This is a genomic window from Paraburkholderia sp. BL25I1N1 (assembly GCF_003002025.1).
GTDB lineage: Bacteria > Pseudomonadota > Gammaproteobacteria > Burkholderiales > Burkholderiaceae > Paraburkholderia.
In genome coordinates this window covers 1-20,109 of record NZ_PVZB01000047.1, presented here as the reverse complement: position 1 = coordinate 20,109, position 20,109 = coordinate 1, and the positions used below count along the sequence as shown (strand labels likewise).

Annotated in this window: 16 protein-coding genes and 2 pseudogenes; 8 read left to right on the top strand and 10 right to left on the bottom strand. The window is 62.3% G+C overall.

The window, feature by feature from the left end:
* The first annotated feature begins 33 nt into the window (after positions 1 to 33).
* The 6 genes from B0G73_RS38420 (at position 34) to B0G73_RS38395 (ending at position 7,259) form a co-directional block, all read left to right on the top strand.
* Positions 34 to 1,866 (top strand): thiamine pyrophosphate-requiring protein, encoded by a 1,833-nt coding sequence (locus B0G73_RS38420; protein ID WP_106286251.1) that lies wholly within the window; start codon positions 34 to 36, stop codon positions 1,864 to 1,866.
* Positions 1,863 to 2,987: an enolase C-terminal domain-like protein gene (locus B0G73_RS38415; protein ID WP_106286250.1), complete on the top strand. Its 1,125-nt coding sequence runs from the start codon at positions 1,863 to 1,865 to the stop codon at positions 2,985 to 2,987. The genes B0G73_RS38420 and B0G73_RS38415 overlap by 4 nt, the downstream gene beginning before the upstream one ends.
* A 13-nt stretch (positions 2,988 to 3,000) precedes the next feature.
* Complete coding sequence (locus B0G73_RS38410; RefSeq protein ID WP_106286249.1) at positions 3,001 to 3,984, top strand: hypothetical protein; 984 nt, start codon at positions 3,001 to 3,003, stop codon at positions 3,982 to 3,984.
* Complete coding sequence (locus tag B0G73_RS38405; protein ID WP_106286248.1) at positions 3,981 to 4,646, top strand: gluconate 2-dehydrogenase subunit 3 family protein; 666 nt, start codon at positions 3,981 to 3,983, stop codon at positions 4,644 to 4,646. The genes B0G73_RS38410 and B0G73_RS38405 overlap by 4 nt, the downstream gene beginning before the upstream one ends.
* Positions 4,636 to 6,279 carry a GMC family oxidoreductase gene (locus tag B0G73_RS38400; protein WP_106286247.1) on the top strand — a complete coding sequence of 548 codons (1,644 nt, stop codon included), beginning with the start codon at positions 4,636 to 4,638 and terminating at the stop codon, positions 6,277 to 6,279. The genes B0G73_RS38405 and B0G73_RS38400 overlap by 11 nt, the downstream gene beginning before the upstream one ends.
* Positions 6,280 to 6,956: 677 nt before the next feature.
* Positions 6,957 to 7,259 (top strand): NUDIX domain-containing protein, encoded by a 303-nt coding sequence (locus B0G73_RS38395; RefSeq protein ID WP_308706164.1) that lies wholly within the window; start codon positions 6,957 to 6,959, stop codon positions 7,257 to 7,259.
* Between the two features lie 57 nt (positions 7,260 to 7,316).
* On the opposite strand, the gene B0G73_RS38390 is transcribed toward B0G73_RS38395, so the two are convergent.
* On the bottom strand, positions 7,317 to 7,604 hold the full coding sequence (locus B0G73_RS38390; protein WP_106286246.1) for a hypothetical protein: 288 nt from the start codon (positions 7,602 to 7,604) through the stop codon (positions 7,317 to 7,319).
* A 541-nt stretch (positions 7,605 to 8,145) separates the two neighbouring features.
* Positions 8,146 to 8,988 (bottom strand): annotated as a pseudogene (locus B0G73_RS38380) (zinc-binding dehydrogenase); the annotation flags it as partial.
* Between the two features lie 263 nt (positions 8,989 to 9,251).
* Here B0G73_RS38380 and B0G73_RS38375 point away from each other — a divergent pair.
* Together B0G73_RS38375 and B0G73_RS38370 are read left to right on the top strand one after the other, a co-directional pair.
* The gene (locus tag B0G73_RS38375) at positions 9,252 to 9,782 is read left to right on the top strand and encodes a CinA family protein (protein ID WP_106286264.1); all 531 of its coding nucleotides are present in this window, start codon (positions 9,252 to 9,254) and stop codon (positions 9,780 to 9,782) included.
* A gap of 93 nt (positions 9,783 to 9,875) precedes the next feature.
* Positions 9,876 to 10,457, top strand: coding sequence for a hemerythrin domain-containing protein (locus B0G73_RS38370; RefSeq protein ID WP_106286244.1), 582 nt, complete (start codon positions 9,876 to 9,878; stop codon positions 10,455 to 10,457).
* A 68-nt stretch (positions 10,458 to 10,525) separates the two neighbouring features.
* Here B0G73_RS38370 and B0G73_RS38365 read toward each other — a convergent pair whose 3' ends face one another.
* The 8 genes and pseudogenes from B0G73_RS38365 to B0G73_RS38330 all read right to left on the bottom strand — a co-directional run bounded on the left by B0G73_RS38365 (position 10,526) and on the right by B0G73_RS38330 (position 19,324).
* Complete coding sequence (locus tag B0G73_RS38365; RefSeq protein WP_106286243.1) at positions 10,526 to 11,068, bottom strand: DUF4142 domain-containing protein; 543 nt, start codon at positions 11,066 to 11,068, stop codon at positions 10,526 to 10,528.
* A gap of 160 nt (positions 11,069 to 11,228) precedes the next feature.
* Positions 11,229 to 11,836: pseudogene (locus tag B0G73_RS38360) on the bottom strand (ferritin-like domain-containing protein).
* Between the two features lie 63 nt (positions 11,837 to 11,899).
* On the bottom strand, positions 11,900 to 13,318 hold the full coding sequence (locus B0G73_RS38355) for a cytochrome c (RefSeq protein ID WP_258194165.1): 1,419 nt from the start codon (positions 13,316 to 13,318) through the stop codon (positions 11,900 to 11,902).
* Positions 13,315 to 14,226: a cytochrome c oxidase assembly protein gene (locus tag B0G73_RS38350; RefSeq protein WP_258194167.1), complete on the bottom strand. Its 912-nt coding sequence runs from the start codon at positions 14,224 to 14,226 to the stop codon at positions 13,315 to 13,317. The genes B0G73_RS38355 and B0G73_RS38350 overlap by 4 nt, the downstream gene beginning before the upstream one ends.
* Before the next feature lie 44 nt (positions 14,227 to 14,270).
* Entirely contained in the window at positions 14,271 to 14,600 is a 330-nt protein-coding gene (locus tag B0G73_RS38345; RefSeq protein WP_106286263.1) for a hypothetical protein, read from the bottom strand.
* Positions 14,601 to 14,611: 11 nt separating this feature from the next.
* Entirely contained in the window at positions 14,612 to 17,254 is a 2,643-nt protein-coding gene (gene ctaD, locus B0G73_RS38340) for a cytochrome c oxidase subunit I (RefSeq protein ID WP_106286240.1), read from the bottom strand.
* Positions 17,251 to 18,384 carry a cytochrome c oxidase subunit II gene (gene coxB, locus B0G73_RS38335; RefSeq protein WP_106286239.1) on the bottom strand — a complete coding sequence of 378 codons (1,134 nt, stop codon included), beginning with the start codon at positions 18,382 to 18,384 and terminating at the stop codon, positions 17,251 to 17,253. The genes ctaD and coxB overlap by 4 nt, the downstream gene beginning before the upstream one ends.
* A gap of 574 nt (positions 18,385 to 18,958) precedes the next feature.
* Entirely contained in the window at positions 18,959 to 19,324 is a 366-nt protein-coding gene (locus B0G73_RS38330; protein ID WP_258194164.1) for a hypothetical protein, read from the bottom strand.
* Between the last annotated feature and the right edge of the window lie 785 nt (positions 19,325 to 20,109).

The window sequence follows — 20,109 nt, the reverse complement described above, 5'->3', positions numbered from 1 at the left end:
ACACTGCAAAGAGGACTTTTTCAGGAGCAGTCCATGGCACAAACTGTCGGCGATTTCATCATTGAACGATTGCATGCGTGGGGCGTCCGCCGCATTTATGGCTATCCCGGCGACGGCATCAACGGCGTATTCGGCGCACTCAACCGCGCACAATCAGAGGCGAAAAAATCGAAGTCGGGCAATCCGACGCAGCCCATCGAATTCATTCAGGTCCGCCATGAAGAAATGGCAGCCTTCATGGCATCCGCGCATGCAAAATTCACTGGCGAGCTGGGCGTGTGCATTGCCACCTCAGGTCCAGGTGCGTCGCATCTGATTACCGGACTTTATGACGCACGAATGGATCATATGCCGGTGCTCGCCATTGCGGGCCAGCAGGCACGGGCTGCGCTGGGCGGTCACTATCAGCAGGAACTCGACCTGCTTTCGTTGTTCAAGGACGTCGCCGGCGCATTCGTCGAACAGGCTTCGGTGCCCGCGCAGGTGCGTCATATCGTGGACCGCGCCGTGCGCACCGCGCTTTCGGAACGCAAAGTAACAGCGATGATCCTGCCTAACGACTTGCAGGACGCCCCTTATGAAGCGCCCGCGCGCAAACACGGCACGCTTCATTCGGGCGTTGGCTATCGCGCGCCGCGCATCGTGCCTTTCCCGGACGATCTACAGCAAGCCGCGAACGTGCTCAACGCTGGCAAGAAGGTGGCGATACTCGTCGGAGCGGGCGCGCTTCATGCCACGGACGAAGTCATCGCCGTCGCCGAAAAACTCGGAGCGGGTGTCGCCAAGGCGTTGCTCGGCAAGGCCGTGCTGCCCGACGATCTGCCGTGGGTCACCGGCTCGATCGGTCTGCTCGGCACCAAGCCGAGTTACGACCTCATGATGGAATGCGACACGCTGCTGATGATCGGCTCGGGTTTCCCCTACTCGGAGTTCTTGCCAAAAGAAGGCGAAGCGCGGGGCGTGCAGATCGATGTGAAGGCCGACATGCTGAGCCTGCGCTATCCGATGGAAGTGAATCTCGTCGGCGACAGTGCGGAAACGCTCCGCGCGCTGCTGCCGCTGCTCGAAGAAAAGAAGGATCGCACGTGGCGTAAGAAGATTGAAGGCTGGACCGCCGATTGGTGGAAAACGCTCGATAAGCGCGCACACGGGGCGGGCAAAGACGCAGTCAATCCGCAGCGCACCGTTTGGGAACTGTCCAAACGCATTCCCGCGAACGCCATTGTCACGAGCGATTCGGGTTCCTGCGCGAACTGGTACGCGCGCGACCTCAAGGTGCAGCGCGGCATGATGTGCTCGCTGTCGGGTGGACTCGCATCGATGGGTGCGGCCGTTCCATATGCTATTGCCGCCAAATTTGCGTTTTCCGAGCGCCCGGTGATCGCGCTGGTCGGCGACGGCGCGATGCAGATGAACAACATGGCGGAGCTGATCACCGTATCGAAGTACTGGAAAGACTGGGCCGATCCACGCTGGATCTGCATGGTGCTGAACAACTGCGATCTCAATCAGGTCACCTGGGAGCAGCGTGTCATGGAAGGCGAGCCGAAATACGAGGCGTCGCAGGATATTCCGTCGGTGCCGTATCACAAGTTCGCGGAGTTAATCGGCCTGAAAGGCATCTACGTCGACAACGAAGAACAGATGGGCGCCGCATGGGACCAGGCGCTGGCCTCGGACCGCCCCGTCGTGATCGAAGTCAAGGCCGATCCAAACATCGCACCGTTGCCACCGCATATCACGCTCGGGCAGGCCAAGGCATTTGCCTCGACGCTGATGAAGGGCGATCCGAACGAAGGCAACGTGATCGTGGAAACGGCGAAGCAGGTGCTCGGCGCCGTGTTGCCCGGTCATCACGGCAAATGACCAGGCGCGCCCCACCGCAGACGGGCGCGCTGCATGCGCCGATTACCGCCGTGCGCGCGCATGCTTACCGTATTCCGACCGATGCGCCGGAAGCCGACGGCACGTTCGAATGGAACGCGACCACACTTGTCGTCGTGGAAGTGGATGCGGCCGGCCAAAGCGGAATCGGCTATACGTATAGCGATAAAAGTGTGACCGGCCTGATTTGCGACACGCTCGGCGAATGCATCTTGCAGCGCGACGCGTGGGACATCCGCGCGATCTGGGACCGCATGCAGCGCCAGGTGCGCAACCTCGGCCGCTCGGGTCTCGCCGCCACGGCTATCTCTGCGGTGGACTGCGCACTGTGGGACCTCAAGGCGAAACTGCTCGACGTGCCGCTCGTGCGCCTGCTCGGCGCCGCGCGCGAGTCGGTGCCGATATACGGCAGCGGCGGCTTCACGACCTGCAGCGATAAGCAGATACGCGAGCAGCTAGGCGGCTGGGTGGAGCGCGACGGCTGCCGCTGGGTGAAGATCAAGATCGGCAGCGAGCCGGATAAAGACCCCGCGCGCGTGCAAACAGCGCGCGCGGCGATCGGCGATGCCGGCCTGTTCGTCGACGCCAACGGCGCGTTCACGCCGCAAACCGCTTTGCTTTGGGCGCGGCGCTGTATCGACCAGCAGGTGCAATGGTTCGAAGAACCGGTTTCCTCGGACGAGCGATCTGGTCTGCGCTTCGTGCGCGAACACGCGCCGCCCGGCATGGAGATCGCCGCCGGCGAATACGGCTACACGCTCGACGATTTCCGGCATCTGCTCAGCTCGCAAGCCGTGGATGTCCTGCAGGCCGACGTGAGCCGTTGCGGCGGGATCACCGGCTTCATGCAGGCTGCGGCGCTTTGCGACGCGTTTCATGTGCCGCTGTCGGCGCACTGCGCGCCTGCGCTGCATCTGCACGTTGCGTGCGCGGTGCCGCGTCTGCGTCATCAGGAGTGGTTTCACGATCACGTGCGGATCGAATCGCTGCTGTTCGACGGCGCACCGCGCGCGGCGAACGGTGCGATCGCGCCGGACCTGACACGCCCCGGTTGCGGCCTCGAGTTCAAACTCCGCGATGCAACCTCGTACCAGATCAAATAGCGGGGAACGACGCATGACCTCTCAACGACTTCCGGGCCTGCTGTACGCGGTCGCCGGCGTGACCGCCGTGGCGGCGCTGGCGTTGCGTCCGGCGAAGCACGAAACGGCTGGCACGCAGGAGATCGGTGCAATCAGGGACGCGTTCGCGAGACCCGTCCGATCGCCCGCGCTGCGGACACCGCGTGTTCGAGCGCATATCGCCGCTGCTCAGCGTTTCAATCACAGTTCCGCGCTGCTCGCGCTCTCGGTGCTCGCCGACAGCGCCATGGAGCACTATCGCGGATCGTTCGACAATCCGGCGATGTTCACGCCGCTCGTCTCCGGCACGCTGTCCTTGCTCGCCGGTCTGCATGGCGGACGCGATCACCGGCAGCAGACGCATCAGGTGCGTCATGCCATCTATCTCGCCGCCGCCGCCGCGGGCATCGCGGGAACCGGTTTCCATCTGTACAACGTCACGAAGCGTCCCGGCGGCTGGAGCTGGAACAACCTCTTTCACGCCGCGCCGGTAGGCGCGCCAATGGCGCTGTTGCTCTCCGGCGCGCTAGGCGCGGTGGCGGAACAACTGCGCGACGAGCCGACGCACGATCCGCAATTGTTCGGCATGCAGGCCGGGCGCGCGCTTGGTCTGCTGGTCAGCGCGGGGTTGATCGGCACAGCGGGTGAGGCCGCGCTGCTGCATTTTCGCGGCGCGTTCCAGCATCGCGCAATGTATGCACCCGTCTCGGTGCCGCCACTCGCCGCCGTGCTGCTTGCCCAGGCCGCGCTCGCCGTGCCGCGCGAGCGCTGGTTCACACGCTTCTGGTTGCGCGCTACCACGGCGCTCGGTTTCGTCGGCGCGGGCTTTCACGCGCGCGGCATCGCGCGCCGGCAAGGCGGCTGGCGCAACTGGAGCCAGAACATCTTCAGCGGACCGCCGTTGCCCGCGCCACCCAGCTTCTCGGCCTTGGCACTGGCCGGTCTCGCCGCTTTGCGTTTGAGGGAGAGCGAAACATGAACGATACCAGGCACGCGAAGAGAGCCACCCGCTATCCGGGCTACGACGTGCTCGACAAACGCGACACGCCGTCGTGGGACGAGGCCACTCGCGCAGTGATCGCGCAGCGGCTCGCCACGCCCGCCGAGCCGCATTTCTTTAACGCCGTCGAATGGCTGGCGGTGTGCGCCGTGTGCGCGTGCATCGTGCCGCAGGCGAATGCGCAGCCGGTGGTGCCGCTTGCGCAGCTGCTCGACGCAAAGCTCGCGCAAAATACCGGCGACGGGTATCGCGACGCACGTCTGCCGCCGCTGCAGCAGGCGTGGCGCACGGGCCTTGCCGCGCTCGATGTGGAAAGCCGCGCGCGTCACGGTCTGCCGTTCGGCAGCCTCGACAAGCCGGGTCAGCACGCACTGCTCGACTCGATGCAACGCGGCGAGCTGACCGGCGACGCGTGGAACGGCATGCCCGCCGCCGTGTTCTTCGCCGAACGTCTGCTGCACGATATCTGCGGCATGTACTACGCACACCCCCACGCGTGGAGCGAAATGGGCTTTGGCGGGCCGGCGAATCCGCGGGGCTACGTGCGCCTTTACTACGACCGCCGCGACCCGTGGGAGGCCGCCGAGGCCAAACCCGGCGACACGGACAAAGCCCGTAAGGAGAACCAGCGTGCTCGATGAAGCGCAACATCATCCACGTGGCACGAACGGGCGCGCTCCCGATGTGTTCGAGCGCGGCGGCTGGATACCGATGCGCGAATATCCGAACGGCGAGGAAGTCGATTTCGCGATTGTCGGCACCGGCGCGGGCGGCGGCGCGCTCGCCTGCCGGCTGGCGGAACAGGGCTTTAGCGTCGTCGCATTCGATGCCGGCGCGTGGTGGCGCCCACTCGAAGAATTCGCCTCTGACGAACACCACCAGTCCAAGCTCTACTGGACCGACGAGCGCATCTGCGACGGCGAAAACCCGCTCCAGCTCGGCAATAACAACAGCGGCAAAGCGGTTGGCGGCAGCACGGTGCACTTTGCAATGGTGTCGCTGCGCTTTCGACCGGAGTGGTTCAAGTCGCGCAGCGTGCTCGGTTATGGCGCCGACTGGCCGCTCGACTGGCAGGAGATGTGGCGCTATTACACACAGGTCGAAGACGCATTGAAGATTTCCGGGCCGGTCAACTACCCGTGGGGACCGAAGCGCCCGCGCTATCCGTATCGCGCGCACGAACTGAATGCCGCGGCGCTCGTGCTCGCGCGCGGCGCGCAGGCGCTGGGTATCGACTGGACCGCGACGCCGCTCGCAACACTATCCGCGCCGCGCGGCAAAGCGCATCCCTGCGTGTATCGCGGATTCTGCACGTCGGGCTGCGCGACCAATGCCAAGCAAAGCGCGCTTGTCACGTGGATTCCACGCGCGGTGAACGCCGGCGCCGAGATACGCGATCTGGCAATGGTGGGTCGAATTGCCACCAACGACGCAGGCCTTGTTACCGGCGTGGAATATCTGCGCGAAGGACGCTGGCAATTCCAGCGCGCGAAAAACGTGGTGGTGGCGGGCTACGCGATCGAAACACCGCGCTTGTTGCTGATGTCGGCGAACGGACGCTATCCGGACGGTCTCGCGAATAGCTCGGGGCTTGTCGGCAAGAACCTGATGGCGCAGTCGAATCAGGCCGTCTACGGCACCTTCGACGAAGAAATCCGCTGGTACAAGGGACCGCCTTCGCTCGCCATTACCGAACACTGGAACTACAAGGACACGGGTAAAGACTTCTTCGGCGGTTACGCGTATATGAGCCAGGGGCCGCTGCCTGTTGCCTGGGCGAGCGTGCAGAACGGGCGCGGTTTGTGGGGCGATGCACTGACCCGCGAGATGCAAAAGTATAACCATCAGGCCGGTCTGAAGATAGTCGGCGAGATGTTGCCGCAGGAACGCAACCGCGTAACGCTCGCCGATGAGAAAGACCAGTACGGTCTGCCCGTCGCGCGCGTAACGTATTCGATGTGCGACAACGACAAGCGGCTGATCACGCACTCGCTGAACTTCATGGAACAGGCGCTCGCGGCAGCTGGCGGCATCGACATCTGGCGCGAAACCGACGACACGTGCCACCTCAACGGCACGGCGCGCATGGGCGCGCATCCGTCGACGAGCGTGGTCAACGCCGACTGCCGCAGTTGGGATATCCCGAACTTGTGGGTCTGCGACGGTTCAGTGTTTCCGACCGTGGGCGGCGTGAATCCTTCGCTGACAATCCAGGCCATAGCCTGCCGGACCGCCGACCGTATCGTCGAACTCGCTGCGCGCGGCGAACTGTAGGAAGTGGCCGACGGCGCGCTGGTTTACGCCAGGAATACCGGTTGCTCGATTGCCGGTGTGATGCGTGCGTCGCTTCGCGATGCCCACAGCAGCCGCCCACCGATACGGGGAGTTGATACAGGTCCGACACCGACAACCAGTTCACGATAGTGGGATCGGTTTCCACATGATTCGGCCTGCTTTGCAGATGGGACAGTACGTATCCGCTCTTGCAACCGGTATTTCCGGTCTTCAATCGTAGCGTTCCGAATCCAATCAGACATTTCGCGGGTGACGGGAACAGCGGTTGCGGACAGGCAGTTAATCGCAAGTCGTTTGGTCTGCTTTGAATCACTGATTGCCTGGCGCGGCAACTCGGACTGGCAGGCGGGACTTTCGAAACGAGCTTAAAAGTTGGGGATGGAGCGCAGGTTCTACCGCACCGGATTTGCGTGGTTCGCATGCGCGCCGCCCACCCAGCGAGGTGGGCATTTTTTTCGCATCCAGCCGCCTGTCGACTGCGTCGCGCGGCCGGCGGACAGAGAAGTCCTGGCTCGCTATGGAACTACTCGGCCATTCATGTACAGCGGACCCAAATACCAGAAGCCATGGAAGACAGATCGACCGCCATATGCATTCGTGACGGGCGCATACTACTCGTCGCTCGCGAGCACTCCTCGCGAGTGACCAGGTAGTCATTGCCCGGCGGCAAGCGAACCGTGTCCGAGACCCCGGCCGAAGCGTGCCGTCGGGAATTGGTGGAAGAGACGTCGATTAGCCCGCTGAGTCTCGACTATCTCTTTCAATTCGGCGGGCTCGCCAAACGGCATTATGTTTTTCTCGCCGAATTGGCGCCGGATGTGCCAGCCCGCGCCAGCAATGAAATTGCGGCGTGTGGATGGTTCACCCCTCGAAAGATTGCCACTTTGCCGGCGAGCGTTCCGACTCGCGAAATCGTGGCCCTCTTCATTCGGCGCTGCGCCCACCCGGCGCTCAAGTGAGCGGCACCTGGACGCCGCGCGCCACCTGGCAACCTGAAGCACAGAGCCGGCGCAGCGTTATTGCGAACTGGAGGGCTGCGCGTTCGGCGACTGATTCGCCGTCGCCTCGCTGCCGGCAGGGCCAACGCTGCTTGCCGCCGAACCGGCGGAAGCGTTCGCACGTTTCGCGGCGTCGCTACTGTCCGTGCCGTTCGGCGCCGCGGAGTTGCTTATCACACCGCTGCTGGCGGCATCCATTGAAGAAAGCTTACCGCTCTCGTTACCTGCACGTTTGCAGCCTGCTCCGGCTGCCGCCATGGCGGCGATACAAAGGACGGCGGCGGCGTAATTCAGTCTGCGGTTCATGGCATTAGCTCCTGTTCGTTATAGCCGCAGGCCTGCCTTGGTAAGTAAGGAACGTGCGCACGGCGTCGCCCGTTAAGTGAGCATTGGGCATGCCTCGCACAGGTACGGGCGTTGCGCCATTGCACGAAGCCGGTCACGACAGGCGCATGCGCGCCCGACCACCACAAGGATGTCACCGTTAGACAGCCCGTAAATCTGGCGCGGATGTTCGACCTCGGACGCGATCTTGAACGCGTTGCAAATCGCCACAGCGATAGCCGCATGCCACTGTCGACGGAATGACGACGCGGTCGCCGGTTTTCGAATCGCGCACGTGCTCACCGATCTTTTCGGCCACGCCGACACCTTCGTACCCGGCACGCTGCGTAAGCGTCGCGTCCGTTGCATAACGGATGGCGCTGCAAGCGGTATTCCTGCCATGCGTGGACTTTTGCTTTGAACTTGAATCGCTATTTCGTCGATTCAATTCAATCGTCTCGTTCAGCGCGCGGGTTCCGGTCGCATTGCATCGTCCCTCGATCGCGCCTGCTGTCCGCTCGCACTACGGTTTGAGTACCACCTTGATGCAACCGTCCTCCTTGTCGCGGAATGTTGGTACATGCCAGGACCATCTTCCAGCGACACTGTGTAAGTAACAACAAAAGAAGGATCGATCTGACCTTCCTGTATGCGTTTGAGCAGATCGTCGGTCCACCGGTTGACGTGGGTCTGCCCCATCTTCCAGGTCGGCCCCTTGTTCATCGAAGCGCCGAACGGGATTTTGTCGATCAGTCCGCCATACACACCCGGCACCGAGGGCGTACCTGCAGGGCGGCACACGTAGATCATTTCACGCAGCACATGCGGGCGATCTGTCTCCAGCATCACCGCTTGCTTGACCCTGTCGTACACGGCGTCGAACGAGCGCGTAGCGTGCGATTCCATGCCGACCGCGTCGATGCACTTTTCCGGACCTTTTCCCTGCGTGAGGTCCTTGAGGCGATCAAGGACGCTTTCCTGATCGAAGTTGATCGTGACTGCCCCGCTCGCTTGCGCCATGGCGAGCCGCTCAGGCACACGTCGATCACGACCACCTGCTTTGCACCCGGCAGGATCGCGCTACGAATTGCCATCTGCCCGACCGGTCCCGCGCCCCCGATGGCAACGGTGTCGTCGGGCTGAATATCGCGGTTCAGCGCGGCCTGCCACCCAGTTGGGAAAATGTCACCGAGAAACAGGACCTGCTCGTCGGTGAGTCCCTCCGGAATCTTGACGTGTGTAGTGTCTGCCATCGGAACGCGAACATATTCCGCCTGGCCGCCGGGATAGCCTCCGGTCAGATGCGAGTAGCCAAAAAAAGTCCGGCGGTGGTATGACCGAAGACCTTATCGGCTTTCTCCTTGTTCGCCATGCCCGCAAGCTACGCATAAGCAGCTTCCGTAGAACCGGCAATAATGTGCGAGAGAGGCGAATCTCGTGAAGCGCATGCATGGGGCGCCAAGTGATCCGCCGCCTGATCCTGCTTCCCCTCGCCGAGCCCTGTCTATCGTTGACGCGCATGCGCTATGCCTGGCAGCCACAGAATCAAAGAAAGCCTGCTGCCTTTGCTTTGGTAGGTGGTCCGCAAATTGCGCTAAGACGCGTGTGGAGACAATGGTCGGGGGCACGATGAAAATTCCGGAATCAGCCGTATCGTTCCTGTCGTCGCGTCGCCTCAGACTCGCCACTGCTGAATCCTGCACGGCAGGTCAAATTGCGTCGTATCTCGCAACGGTGCCCGGCAGCGGCTCCTGTCTGGATGTGGGGTTCATCAGCTACTCCCCTTCGGGCAAGGTCGGATTCCTCGGTGTAAAAGCAACCACGATCCGTGACTACGGGCTGACCAGCGAGGAAGTTGCAAAAGAAATGGCAGAAGGTGCGCTTTGCCAGGAAGGTTGCTGCGCAGATGTAGCGGTGTCGAACACGGGCGTGGCCGACGAGGTTCCTGAAGGCGATCCGCCTGCGGGCACGCAATGTTTTGCCTGGTCATTCCGCACGCGCGAAGAAGCTATCGTGACCTTTTCAGAAACCCGCCGGTTTCGCGGCGAGCGCAATGACGTTCGCTCAGCCGCCGCACTCTATGCGCTGTCACGTATTGAACATTATTTCAACCAGCTTCCGCTCGTAAGCCGAGGTCGGCATCCGGAGGGATCGTGTTGATCAGCAAGCCCTTTTTCGGGAGGGCATTCGCGGCCTTCGCCGTCGACAAGCGGGCCGTCCGGCAATGCACTCTGACCTTGATCTGGAAAAAACATGCCATCAGGTAACCTCTCAATGTCGCCCACCATCACTTCCATGATTCGCCTGGACCATATGCATGCCCTTGCGGCATTTCATCGGTATCATCCGGATGGTCTGGGCTGGCGCAAGCGCGCTATCGTCTCTTCGACCTGCGCCGCGTTGGAGATTCATGCACAACTCGAAGAAGAAATCTTTTATCCCGCCATTGCCCGCGTTTTGCCAGACGACGATACGCTGCGCAAGAGCCAGCCTGAGCACGACAAAATGCGGAAAATGATCCGCAAACTTCGAGAGATGAAGCCCGATGACTCAGCCTACGACAGCTCGTTTTTTCAATTGATGCGTGAAGTTATTCATCACGTCGCTGATGAAGAAGCCGTGTTGCTACCCGCTGCCGAGCGGGCGCTTAAGAGCGAACTGCGTACTCTGGGGGCTAGCATGACGCGGCGGCGGATGCAGTTGCTTGCGCAGCGCCCTGGCGAAATTGCCATCAACACTGCCGGGACCTTTCCATTGGCAACGCTCGGCATGGGCGCCTTGCTGATTTTGATGGGCTCGCGCTGTTTGCGCAGTAGCGCGCGATCGGTCCGGTAGACAGCATGGTGGGGCGCGTGCACCTCCGCCCGCGCCCCACTCAGAAGGCTCGCCACAGAAGCGTCCGGTTACTCGGTTACACCTTTCTTCGCGGCCAGATCCTGCGCCATTTTGTAATGCTCCTTGATGGTCGGCAAGGCCTTCTGCGCAGCTGCCTTGAGGTCCGCGTTCTGCCCTTGCTCGGCTTCCTTCTCGAACGCCGCTACCGCCGCCTTGTGCCCCTCGAGGCCCACCTTCTGGATGTACGCCTGGTCGAAAGCTTTGCCTTTCAGCGGCTTCAGGGAGTCCAGCACCGCCGTATCGGAATTGTCCTTGGGAACTTCTACACCATGCGGCGCCGCCATCTTTAACTGAAGCGTCAGCTTGGTGTGGTCCATCATCATATGATGAGCAAACGACTTCACGTCTTTATCGGTCGACGTGCTGGTCGCGAGCTTTGAGGCGTCAATCTCGGTTGACGAAGACATTGTCGCGGCCTGCACGAAATCCTTGTCCACCTGCGGCAGCTGATTAGCGGCGGTGGTCGATGCGGCTTGCGTCTGGGCCAAAGCGGCAGGACCCGCGAGGCAGAGAATACTGGAAGTGAATGTGACAACAAATGCTTTTTTCATGGAACCCTCTTGATGTGTTCAGGATGACGGCCGACTCGGCATCGTCGCAGCAAGCCACATACCCTGAACCGCTGTGCGTGAATCGCTGGAATTTTGCAAAGGGTATCAGTGGCCGCGGAGCACTCGCGCGCTCCGCAGTCCGAGGTCGCTCTACGCTCGTTCAGGCCTCGGCTTTCGCGTGGCCAGCCTTCGACTTACTGCTGCTCTTTCGTGTGGTTTCATCTTCGCCGTCCTGCTGCGAGGCATTCGCGTTACCCGCCCTTTCGGCAAACTCACTCAACTTCAGATCAGTCGCCTTTTCTTCCTCGAGCGTTGCCTCGAGCAGCTTCACCCCCTCGGCGAAACGAAGTTGCTTACCGATAGCGCAAAGACTGCCGTATGCAGCGATTTCGTAATGCTCGACCTTCTGCGCCGCGGCCACGAGCCCCGCGTCCAGGACCGGCCCTTTCTCGATCTCGTCGATCAGTTCCTGACCTTCCTCGATCAATCCTTCCATTGCCACGCACTTCATTCGCTTCAAACGGATGTTGCACGTCTCGACAACCTGATCGATCCGTTCCACCTGCCCTCGCGTTTCTTCAAGGTAAAGCTTGAGCGCTTCACCAGTTGCGGATCGGAAGCGGCGCTTGACAGCTTAGCCAGGGCATTGGTCAACTGCTTTTCCGCACTATAGATATCGGAAAGTATGTGGACAAACAGATCATCGATGGTCTTGCGCTGTGCGACGGTGCACTCCTCATACGGTGAGCGGAGCCTGTCACGGCGCAACGGCAGTGCCCGCTGGCCGCAAAAGAGGGCGGCGATTCAATGCCCATCCCCCTTTGCAGAACGCTATTTGTGCAGTTTGTCCCGCAGCGAACTGACGTCGTTCGCAGTGAGCTGCTGTGCGTTGTTGCCCCACGCGCCGCGAATGTAAGTCAGCACCTGGGCGATCTGCACGTCGGCCAGCGTCCCGGCGAAACGCGGCATCTGCTGGCGCCGCGGCCCGGTCAGCGTCGAAGGGCTATTGCCACCTTCCACCATGAGGCGAATCAGCGACGTCGTGTCCTCCGCGAGCACTGACGAATTGCCCGCAAGAGCGGGAAAAGCGTTGCGCACCCCCTCGCCCGCCGCGCCATGACACTGCGCGCAAAACGATCGATACACATTGAAGCCCACCGATAGCGTGTCCGGCACCCGGCTGCCGTTGATTGGTTTGCGCGCAGCGTCCTCGCGCGGCGCGTAAGTACCCGAGGCCCCGCGCGGCGGCAATGACTTGAGATAGCGGCCGATGGCAAGCAGATCGTCGTCCGTGAGATATTGCGAACTGTCCTCGATTTGCTGGACCATGCTGCCGTAGGCGACGTTACCGTCAGCATGTCCCGTCTTCAGAAACGCGGCAATTTCGTTCGCCTGCCAGCGACCCAAGCCTGAGCCGCGGTCACCGGTAAGATTCGGCGCGAACCAATGGTCATTGACGCTGCCGGTCAGAAAATTTGCCGACGATTCGTCGGTCCCGCTTTCCTGGTACGCCGCGCCGCGCGGCGTGTGACAACTGCCGCAATGTCCGAGGGATTGCACCAGATAGGCTCCGCGATTCCACTGTGCGTCATGGGCGGCACGCGGCTCATAAGGCTTGTCAGGCACGAAGGCCATCTGCCAGATCCACAGGCCCCAACGCTGGTTGAATGGAAAGGAGACATCTGACTTGATGTTGGGCTTCGGCACCGGCGCAACGCCGTGCATCATGAACGCGTAGAGTGCCCGCAGATCGGCTTCGTCCATCTTCGCGTAGGCCGTGTACGGCATGGCCGGATAGAGCCGCTTGCCGCCGCGTGCAATGCCTTTGCGCAAGACGCGCGAAAAGTCGTCGTAACTGTATGCGCCGATTCCGAAACGGGGGTCGGGCGTGATGTTGGTCGACTCGATGGTGCCAAATGGCGAACTGATGCCGAGGCCGCCCGCGTACGGCGCACCGCCTTGGGTCGCTGTGTGGCAACCCGCGCAATCGCCGGCTTTGGCGACATACGCTCCGCGGGCGAGCATCGCAGCGTCGGACTGTGTCATTGCGAGCGTCGGCAAAGCGGCTGCGGGGCCGGAGGCCGCACTCTTACCTGCCGCACCGGTCATGCGCGCGGCTGACGCTTCCTCACCGTACACGTCGTGCAATGCCGAAGCTGGCCAAACGACTGCCAGCATGAACGGTATGACGGCCAGTATCTGCGATGACCGGCTTGCCGCACATCTGCGCAATGTAGGTAGTGCGCTCATTGCGCGCTCTCCCCCGACAAGGCCGCGGCGGATTCCGCGCGGGCTCGTGGCGGCTCATAGCCGCGCAGCCATCGCATCCCAATCGTCAGGCCGCCAATCAGATAAGCCGCCGCGCCCGGCACCCACATGATGAGCCCACCCGCCTGCTGGTCGAGTAACGGATCGAAGCCGAGCGCACTGGTGGGCTCGACGTAAGACGGATACCACAGGCCTGGCGCGAGCGCGATCAACGCGCCGAGCGCGCTGGTATGGACCATGGTCGTGAAGACGGACAGCATTGCATGGCCGCCTGATCGACGGGACACGCCTTCGCCGAATACGGTCCACCAGAAAACCAGCGCGCTCAGCATGAAGCTCGTATGCTGCAGCGTATGTATCCACGGTTGCGCGAGGGCGGCCTCGAACAGCGCCGGCGCATGCCAGCCCCACAGCGCTGCGGCATGCAGCATCCATCCCGCGAGCGGTGATGTGATGCGGCGCCAGACGCGCGCGAACGTGGGTGCCAGCACCGACCGCCCAACCCAGCGGCGTCCCGCTCGCGGCAGAGACCAGATCCATACACCGAGCGGGCGCCCGAGCACGAGAAGCGGTGCGGCAATCAGCATCATCGTTTCATGCTGGACCATGTGCGCGGAAAAAAGCGCTGCGGAAAGCCTGTCGAGCGGGGAGCACAACGCGAATATCAGGGCGAGCGTCCCGGTCGCGAATGCGCCGGCGTGCCAGGTCCGCCGCGAGCGGCTGCGCCGCGAACCGCGCCGCAACAACCGAAGATAGCCGCTCGCGTAGGCGGCCGTACTGACAAACAGGAGCACAGCAACCCATGCGTCGAACGACCAGCCGAACGACGGCGCTGCTTTCTCCGCGTCGGTAAGCACATGCGCCCACGTCGGCGAAGGGTGTAGCAGCATGGCGGCAGGCGCGGCGATGCGGCATGCCGCGCGGTACGCCGCCCTCATCGGCAGGGTGACAGGAGCCATTGTGGAAACCACATCATCAACTGGATCAGCGCGCACAGCGCGGCCACGGCCATCGCCATGAGCGCAAAAAACGGCCGACGGGCGCCATGCGAGACATAGTTCGCGGCGGGCACGCTTGCAGCAGCGCGCCAGCGGCGATAGGCGAGCCACGCCGCTGCAACGCAGAACAGGAAGCCGGCCGCGCTTACCGCATCAAGCGCCACGTGGCTGCCGGTCCTGCACGCCACCTGCACGAGAGCGTAGTTGATGCTCTGCGCGCCGAGCACCGCCACCGGCGCGGCCAGGAGACCTGGCCAGACGGACATGTCGGCGCGTTTCATAGATGCACCCGTGGCACGAGATAAATGACTGCGTAAATGGGTAGCCAAGTCAGCACGACGAAATACCAGTAGACCGCGTTCTCGCTCGTGTCGAGCAGCCTGCGTTTTTCGAACGGGCCCGTGTAGAGCAGCGCGGTGAGCACGGCTGTGTCCACGGTGTCGGTAATCAGGTGTGTGGTGTGCAACCCGAGCAGCACCCAGACAATTGACCCGTACGCATTGGCGTACCAGATGACATTCAGCGCGGAAAACTCGAATCCCCGCACCACGAGAAACGCGAGCGCGAACGCTAGACAGACAAGCAGCCACGAGCGCGCTTTCTCACGCTGCCCCTGTTGCGCCGCATTTTTCGCAAGCTGGTTCGGCCACAGGCTCGCGACAAGCAGTGCGGTGTTGATCGTCCCCCACGTAAGCGAAGGCGGCGGCGCATGCAGAGGCCATGCCGCGTTCACCGTACGCAGATAGAAGTACATGCCGATTGCCATGGCAAAGACGCTGCCTTCAATCAGCATTAGCCCCGCGGTGGCCCACCACATCAGGCTGCGATGACTGAAGCCGAAGCTGGGGAGCGCTCGCACGTCGACCACTTCGACCGCTTTGCGCTCCCGCCTGCTGCCGCGTTCCGACGTACTGTTGCGCGCGTTCGTAGGGCGCGTTTGTCGTGTCGATTTGTGCTCGAGACCAGGTTCGGGCCAGCGTTCGAGCGCACGCGCAACGCGATTCTCCCGCCGGCTGGGCCAGAACCAGACGATCATCGTCACCGCGACCGGCACCGTTCCCCACCACACGGCGGACGGCGTAAATATCGAGCCGATAAAAAACACCGTCGTAGCGACCGCACTCAGGAAAGGCCAGATCGACGGGCCCGGGAAAAGAGGCCGCGTGTCCGGCACCGCGTCCAACGCGGTAGTGGTTAGCACTTCACGCGCATGGACTGCGAGCCCGGCCACGCCGCCCCGCCCACTGTACCCCTCCCACAGCGGCGCGCGACCGCGCACCACGGGCAGCGCGTCGAAGTTATGCGGCGGCGGTGCACTCGGCACACTCCACTCGAGCGTGCCCGCTCCCCACGGATTATTCCCGGCGCGCGCGCCCCAACGCAGGCTCGTGGCCACGTTCACAATGAAAAGCAGGACGCTTAGCGCAATCGTGTATGCCCCGACGGTCGCGATCAGGTTCATGCCGTCCCAACCCATACCTTCCGGATATGTCCACACGCGACGAGGCATGCCGTGCAAACCGAGCAGATGCATCGGAAAAAATGCGACATTGAAGCCGCTGAAGAACAGCCAGAATTGCCAGCGCGCCAGCCGTTCCCCGAGCATGCGGCCAGTGAATTTCGGAAACCAGTAGTGGAAAGCACCGAATAGCGGGAATACGGCGCCGCCGAGCAGGACGTAATGCAGGTGGGCCACGACAAAATACGTATCGTGCACCTGCAGATCGAGTGGCACCGCGCCGAGCATGATGCCTGTCAGCCCGCCGAGCACGAGAATAAAAAAGAATGCGAGAACGAACAGGAGTGGCGGTTTCAAGTGCAGCCGCCCCGTGAGCAGCGTAGCCAGCCAGCAATAGATCTGAACGCCCGACGGCACCGCGATCAGCACGCTTGCCGCCGTGAAGAAGGTCTTGCCAAGGTCGGGAACGGCTGTCGCGAACATGTGGTGAACCCACAGTCCAAACGCGAGGAACGCCGTCGCGATCAGGGATAGGACCATCGCAGAATAGCCGAAGATCGGACGGCGCGCGAACGTCTCGATGATCGACGACATGAAACCAAGTGCCGGTATGAAAATCAGGTAGACCTCGGGATGGCCGAAGAACCAGAACAGGTGCTGCCACAACAGGACGTCGCCGCCGAGCGCCGGATTGTAGAACTGCGTGCCGACGAGGCGGTCGAGAATCAGCGCGGTGCTTGCCAGCATCACCGCCGGCATCGCGAAAAGCACCATGAACTGCGTAACGAGCGTGGCCCACGCGAAAAGCGGCAAGCGATTGAGCGACATGCCCGGTGCACGCATCTTCAGGATCGTCGTGATCAGCACGATTGCAACGAGCAGCGAGGACAGTTCGGTAAACGTGATCATCTGCGCCCAGATATCGCTGCCCTTGCCGGTTGCGTAGTCCGGGCCTGCGAGCGGCACGTAACTGAACCATCCCGAGCGCGGTCCGGCACCGAGCCCGAATGCGATGAACAAGGTGAGGCCACCAAAGAGAAACATCCAGTAGGCGTAGGCGTTCATGCGTGGGAACGCAACGCTGCGCGCACCGATTAGCAGTGGAATCAGGTACATCGCCACCGCCTGCATTACCGGCACGGCGAACAGGAACATCATTGCGGTGCCGTGAACCGTAAAGAGCTGGTCGTACATATCCGGGCCGACGAGGCGGCTCGCTGGGCGCGCCAGTTGTGCGCGCATGACGAGCGCCATCAACCCCGCCAGCAGGAAGAAGACAAATGTGGTGACCATGAAACGCCGTGCGATGCTCTTATGGTCGATCGCGCTAAACCATCCGGCCACGCCGCGCGGATCGCGCCAGGTCCGCGCAAGCGCGGCGGGCGCGCCTTCGCCCGCGTCCGGGCCGTCTTTCACCTGCCAGCGGGCTTCGGGGTCATGGTATGTTTCTGTGGTGCTCATTGGAGGGTCGCAAGCCATCGGACGACCGCGAGGCGGTCAGCTTCAGAAAGCGGAACCGCCGGCATCGTCGTACCCGGTTTCTGTGCATTCGGATTGCGTATCCACGCGGCAAGATTTTGCGGCGTATTGGTCAGAACGCCCGCGGCAATCGTCTTTCTACTCATCAGGTGAGTCAGGTCCGGGCCGTTCGTGCCGGATGCGCCAGTGCCGCGAACGGTATGGCAATTTGCACAACTCGCGCGTTCGAACGTTTCGCGGCCATGCAGTGTGACGGTGTCCGTTGTCTGAGCGGCGGGCTGGGACTGCTGCGCGATCCAAGCCGCATAGCGCTCGGGCGGGTCGGCAACTACGAGCATGGCCATGAGCGCATGCTCTACGCCGCAGAACTCCGCACACTGACCGCGGTACACGCCTTCCCGGTCAGCGCGAAATTCGATAGTGGTGTCGATGCCCGGAAGCATATCCTTCTTGCCATGCAAGCTCGGCACCCAGAAACTGTGGATCACATCGCTTGCCTGCAATGAGACGATGACGGGACGGCCAACCGGCACGTGCAGCTCGTTTGCAGTGACAAAACCCGGCTGTCCGGCTCCGGCTGGGTACGAGACCTGCCACCACCATTGCGCTCCCACCATCTCAATCCGTACGGGCTTGTCCACGGGCAGCATCGACAGCGCGCGATCCGTGAGCACGTCTGCGACGATGAGTCCAACAAGGACGATGACCGACAACATGCTCACACCAATGACGAGGCGTCGCGTACGGACTTCCGGCTGCGTGAGCGAAGCCAGGTCAGGGGCCCGCATGGGCGGTCCTTGCCCGTCCCGGTCACGATTGCGTTTCAACGCTACGAGGGTCGCGAGAAGCACCAGAGCAAATACGACCCCGCAGACGACCAGCGAAAGATTCCATAGTTGAGCGATGTGCTGCGCCTGCACGCCGGCGGGTTGCGTGGCACTTTGCTGCACAGGGGCACTGGCTCCGGCCACGTTCGGCACTGCGGCCGAGATGCCAACGGCCGCAAGGAAATGTAGACGCGCGCGCTTCGCGGTTGCATGGCAAACGAGCCCTGAGGCCCCTGCACCGAGCCTGGTGTTGACGCCGGCGCGACGGTTCGAAGATCGCTTCATTCGATCAGTTACCCGTATGGTTAGATGCCCATATACGCGCCTCTCGCTGCAACGAACCGGGACCTACTGGCTTGCGCCTGCGGGGTGATCGCTCGCGGCGGTGGCGGGCGCCGCGACCTGCGGCCCGCTGGCTGCTTGCATACTGCTCGGGGAGTGATCGTTTGTCGAATCGTTGGAACGGTTACACCCGCCGCATAGGGCGGATACTGTGATCAAAAGCGCTGCAGCTAACAACGTCTGTCTTCTCGTGTTCACTGTCTGTCTCCCGCTGTTTTGAAGTCACTACCGAACGCATGGCCAGAATCGTGCCTTACGTTACGGACCTGATGCACGCTGTCGGCGCAGCAACCGGCATTCCCACTGGAAACCGGCACAACCGCCGTGGCACGCGCACTTCGCCGCCGCTACGTTTCACCTTGACCATCATGGCATTGCGGCCTCGAGGCCGGCCAGATGCGCAACTTCGAGTGCGCATCACGCCGCGGTCGTAAAGGACGTAACGGCGAAATGCCGGCCGGCTTTTACACGCAGCGTTGAAGTTTTTTCGCCGCTGCCGGAGGTGCGACCTCCCTGTTCAAACGAGCGATAGGGTCGGTAATCGGACCGCGAGGCGCGCCCCGCTCGCTGGCTGAGCAGTTGTGGATAAACGCGCTTCCGAGGGAGCCGCCAGGAGACCCCTGTGAACGCGCCAATCAATCGCAAGCGCCAGTTCGCCGAGCCACTTCTGCACCCCGTGCGCTTCGACCTCCGCGAAGTCCTGTCGGTCGACACCCGGCGCGCCCTTGTTAGAGCGGCACTGGGCGTACGCATGCGCCAGCACATCCTCACGATAGATCTTGTCGTACAGCGCGTAGAAGCGGTACCCAGCTTCTGCCTTCACTTTCGCGTGTAACGCCGTCTGCAGCTTCTGAACACGAATCGGAGTTGATAGGTTGCCCAACCTCCGCGTCCTCACTACGTATTGCGTCTGTCTTGAACTGAGGCCCCTTCCCTCCACCGGCATTACCCGCTTCACCGGTACTACGGGCCTCTCCGTCATCCCAAGGCGCCCGGCCTGTCCCTCACGGGTGTCCGGTTGGTCATCCCTGACCACGCCGAGGGACTTCCCGTGTTGCGTACGCTTTCCTTGTGTACATGCTGTCGCCACTACCCCGGCGCAGCGACTGGGCGTCCAGCCTGCTCATTCACCCAGTCGTATCAGCCTTCCCCGATAGGGTTGCCGGGTCGGCCTGCGCAACGTCCTTTTCGAGGTTTGCTCAGCGTTCACTCGCGTTACGGCCTGCACACTCGCGCTGTCACCAATTCGTGACACGCTTACCCGAAGGCTTCAGCCACTTCGTTACCTCCATGACTGCTCCGGTTGCTTCCGGCTGAAGCGGTTGCCGGGCGGGGCTTACACCCGCTGGAAAGCGCCACCTTTTCACGGCGCACACCCCGAACGGACTTTCGGCCTGCTTAAGACCGAACGACCGAAGTCAGGCCGTTGTCGCCCCCAGGGGAAACTCCCACCTGCTTGCTGGGGTAAATGCCGGGCGCGCGCGTGACCGGCGATCTTCAGTTTCATGGATTCGCCGACGGACGAGGCGGACACAAACCGAGGCAGTGATCGCTCGAATTCACGAGGGTGGTACTCTTAGGCATCCGATTCGCAACTTTGCGCTTTCTCTTCGCCGCTGCCCGCCGAGAGTAAATACACTTTGGAGAATGTTGATGGGAAAGAAATCG

What these genes read in the sequence shown, in the direction of transcription:
- B0G73_RS38420 (WP_106286251.1), top strand. Translation starts at nt 34, where the DNA reads ATGGCACAAACTGTCGGCGATTTCATCATTGAACGATTGCATGCGTGG.
- B0G73_RS38415 (WP_106286250.1), top strand. Translation starts at nt 1,863, where the DNA reads ATGACCAGGCGCGCCCCACCGCAGACGGGCGCGCTGCATGCGCCGATT.
- B0G73_RS38410 (WP_106286249.1), top strand. Translation starts at nt 3,001, where the DNA reads ATGACCTCTCAACGACTTCCGGGCCTGCTGTACGCGGTCGCCGGCGTG.
- B0G73_RS38405 (WP_106286248.1), top strand. Translation starts at nt 3,981, where the DNA reads ATGAACGATACCAGGCACGCGAAGAGAGCCACCCGCTATCCGGGCTAC.
- B0G73_RS38390 (WP_106286246.1), bottom strand. Translation starts at nt 7,604, where the DNA reads ATGAACCGCAGACTGAATTACGCCGCCGCCGTCCTTTGTATCGCCGCC.
- B0G73_RS38375 (WP_106286264.1), top strand. Translation starts at nt 9,252, where the DNA reads ATGAAAATTCCGGAATCAGCCGTATCGTTCCTGTCGTCGCGTCGCCTC.
- B0G73_RS38370 (WP_106286244.1), top strand. Translation starts at nt 9,876, where the DNA reads ATGCCATCAGGTAACCTCTCAATGTCGCCCACCATCACTTCCATGATT.
- B0G73_RS38365 (WP_106286243.1), bottom strand. Translation starts at nt 11,068, where the DNA reads ATGAAAAAAGCATTTGTTGTCACATTCACTTCCAGTATTCTCTGCCTC.
- B0G73_RS38355 (WP_258194165.1), bottom strand. Translation starts at nt 13,318, where the DNA reads ATGAGCGCACTACCTACATTGCGCAGATGTGCGGCAAGCCGGTCATCG.
- B0G73_RS38350 (WP_258194167.1), bottom strand. Translation starts at nt 14,226, where the DNA reads ATGCTGCTACACCCTTCGCCGACGTGGGCGCATGTGCTTACCGACGCG.
- B0G73_RS38345 (WP_106286263.1), bottom strand. Translation starts at nt 14,600, where the DNA reads ATGTCCGTCTGGCCAGGTCTCCTGGCCGCGCCGGTGGCGGTGCTCGGC.
- ctaD (WP_106286240.1), bottom strand. Translation starts at nt 17,254, where the DNA reads ATGAGCACCACAGAAACATACCATGACCCCGAAGCCCGCTGGCAGGTG.
- coxB (WP_106286239.1), bottom strand. Translation starts at nt 18,384, where the DNA reads ATGAAGCGATCTTCGAACCGTCGCGCCGGCGTCAACACCAGGCTCGGT.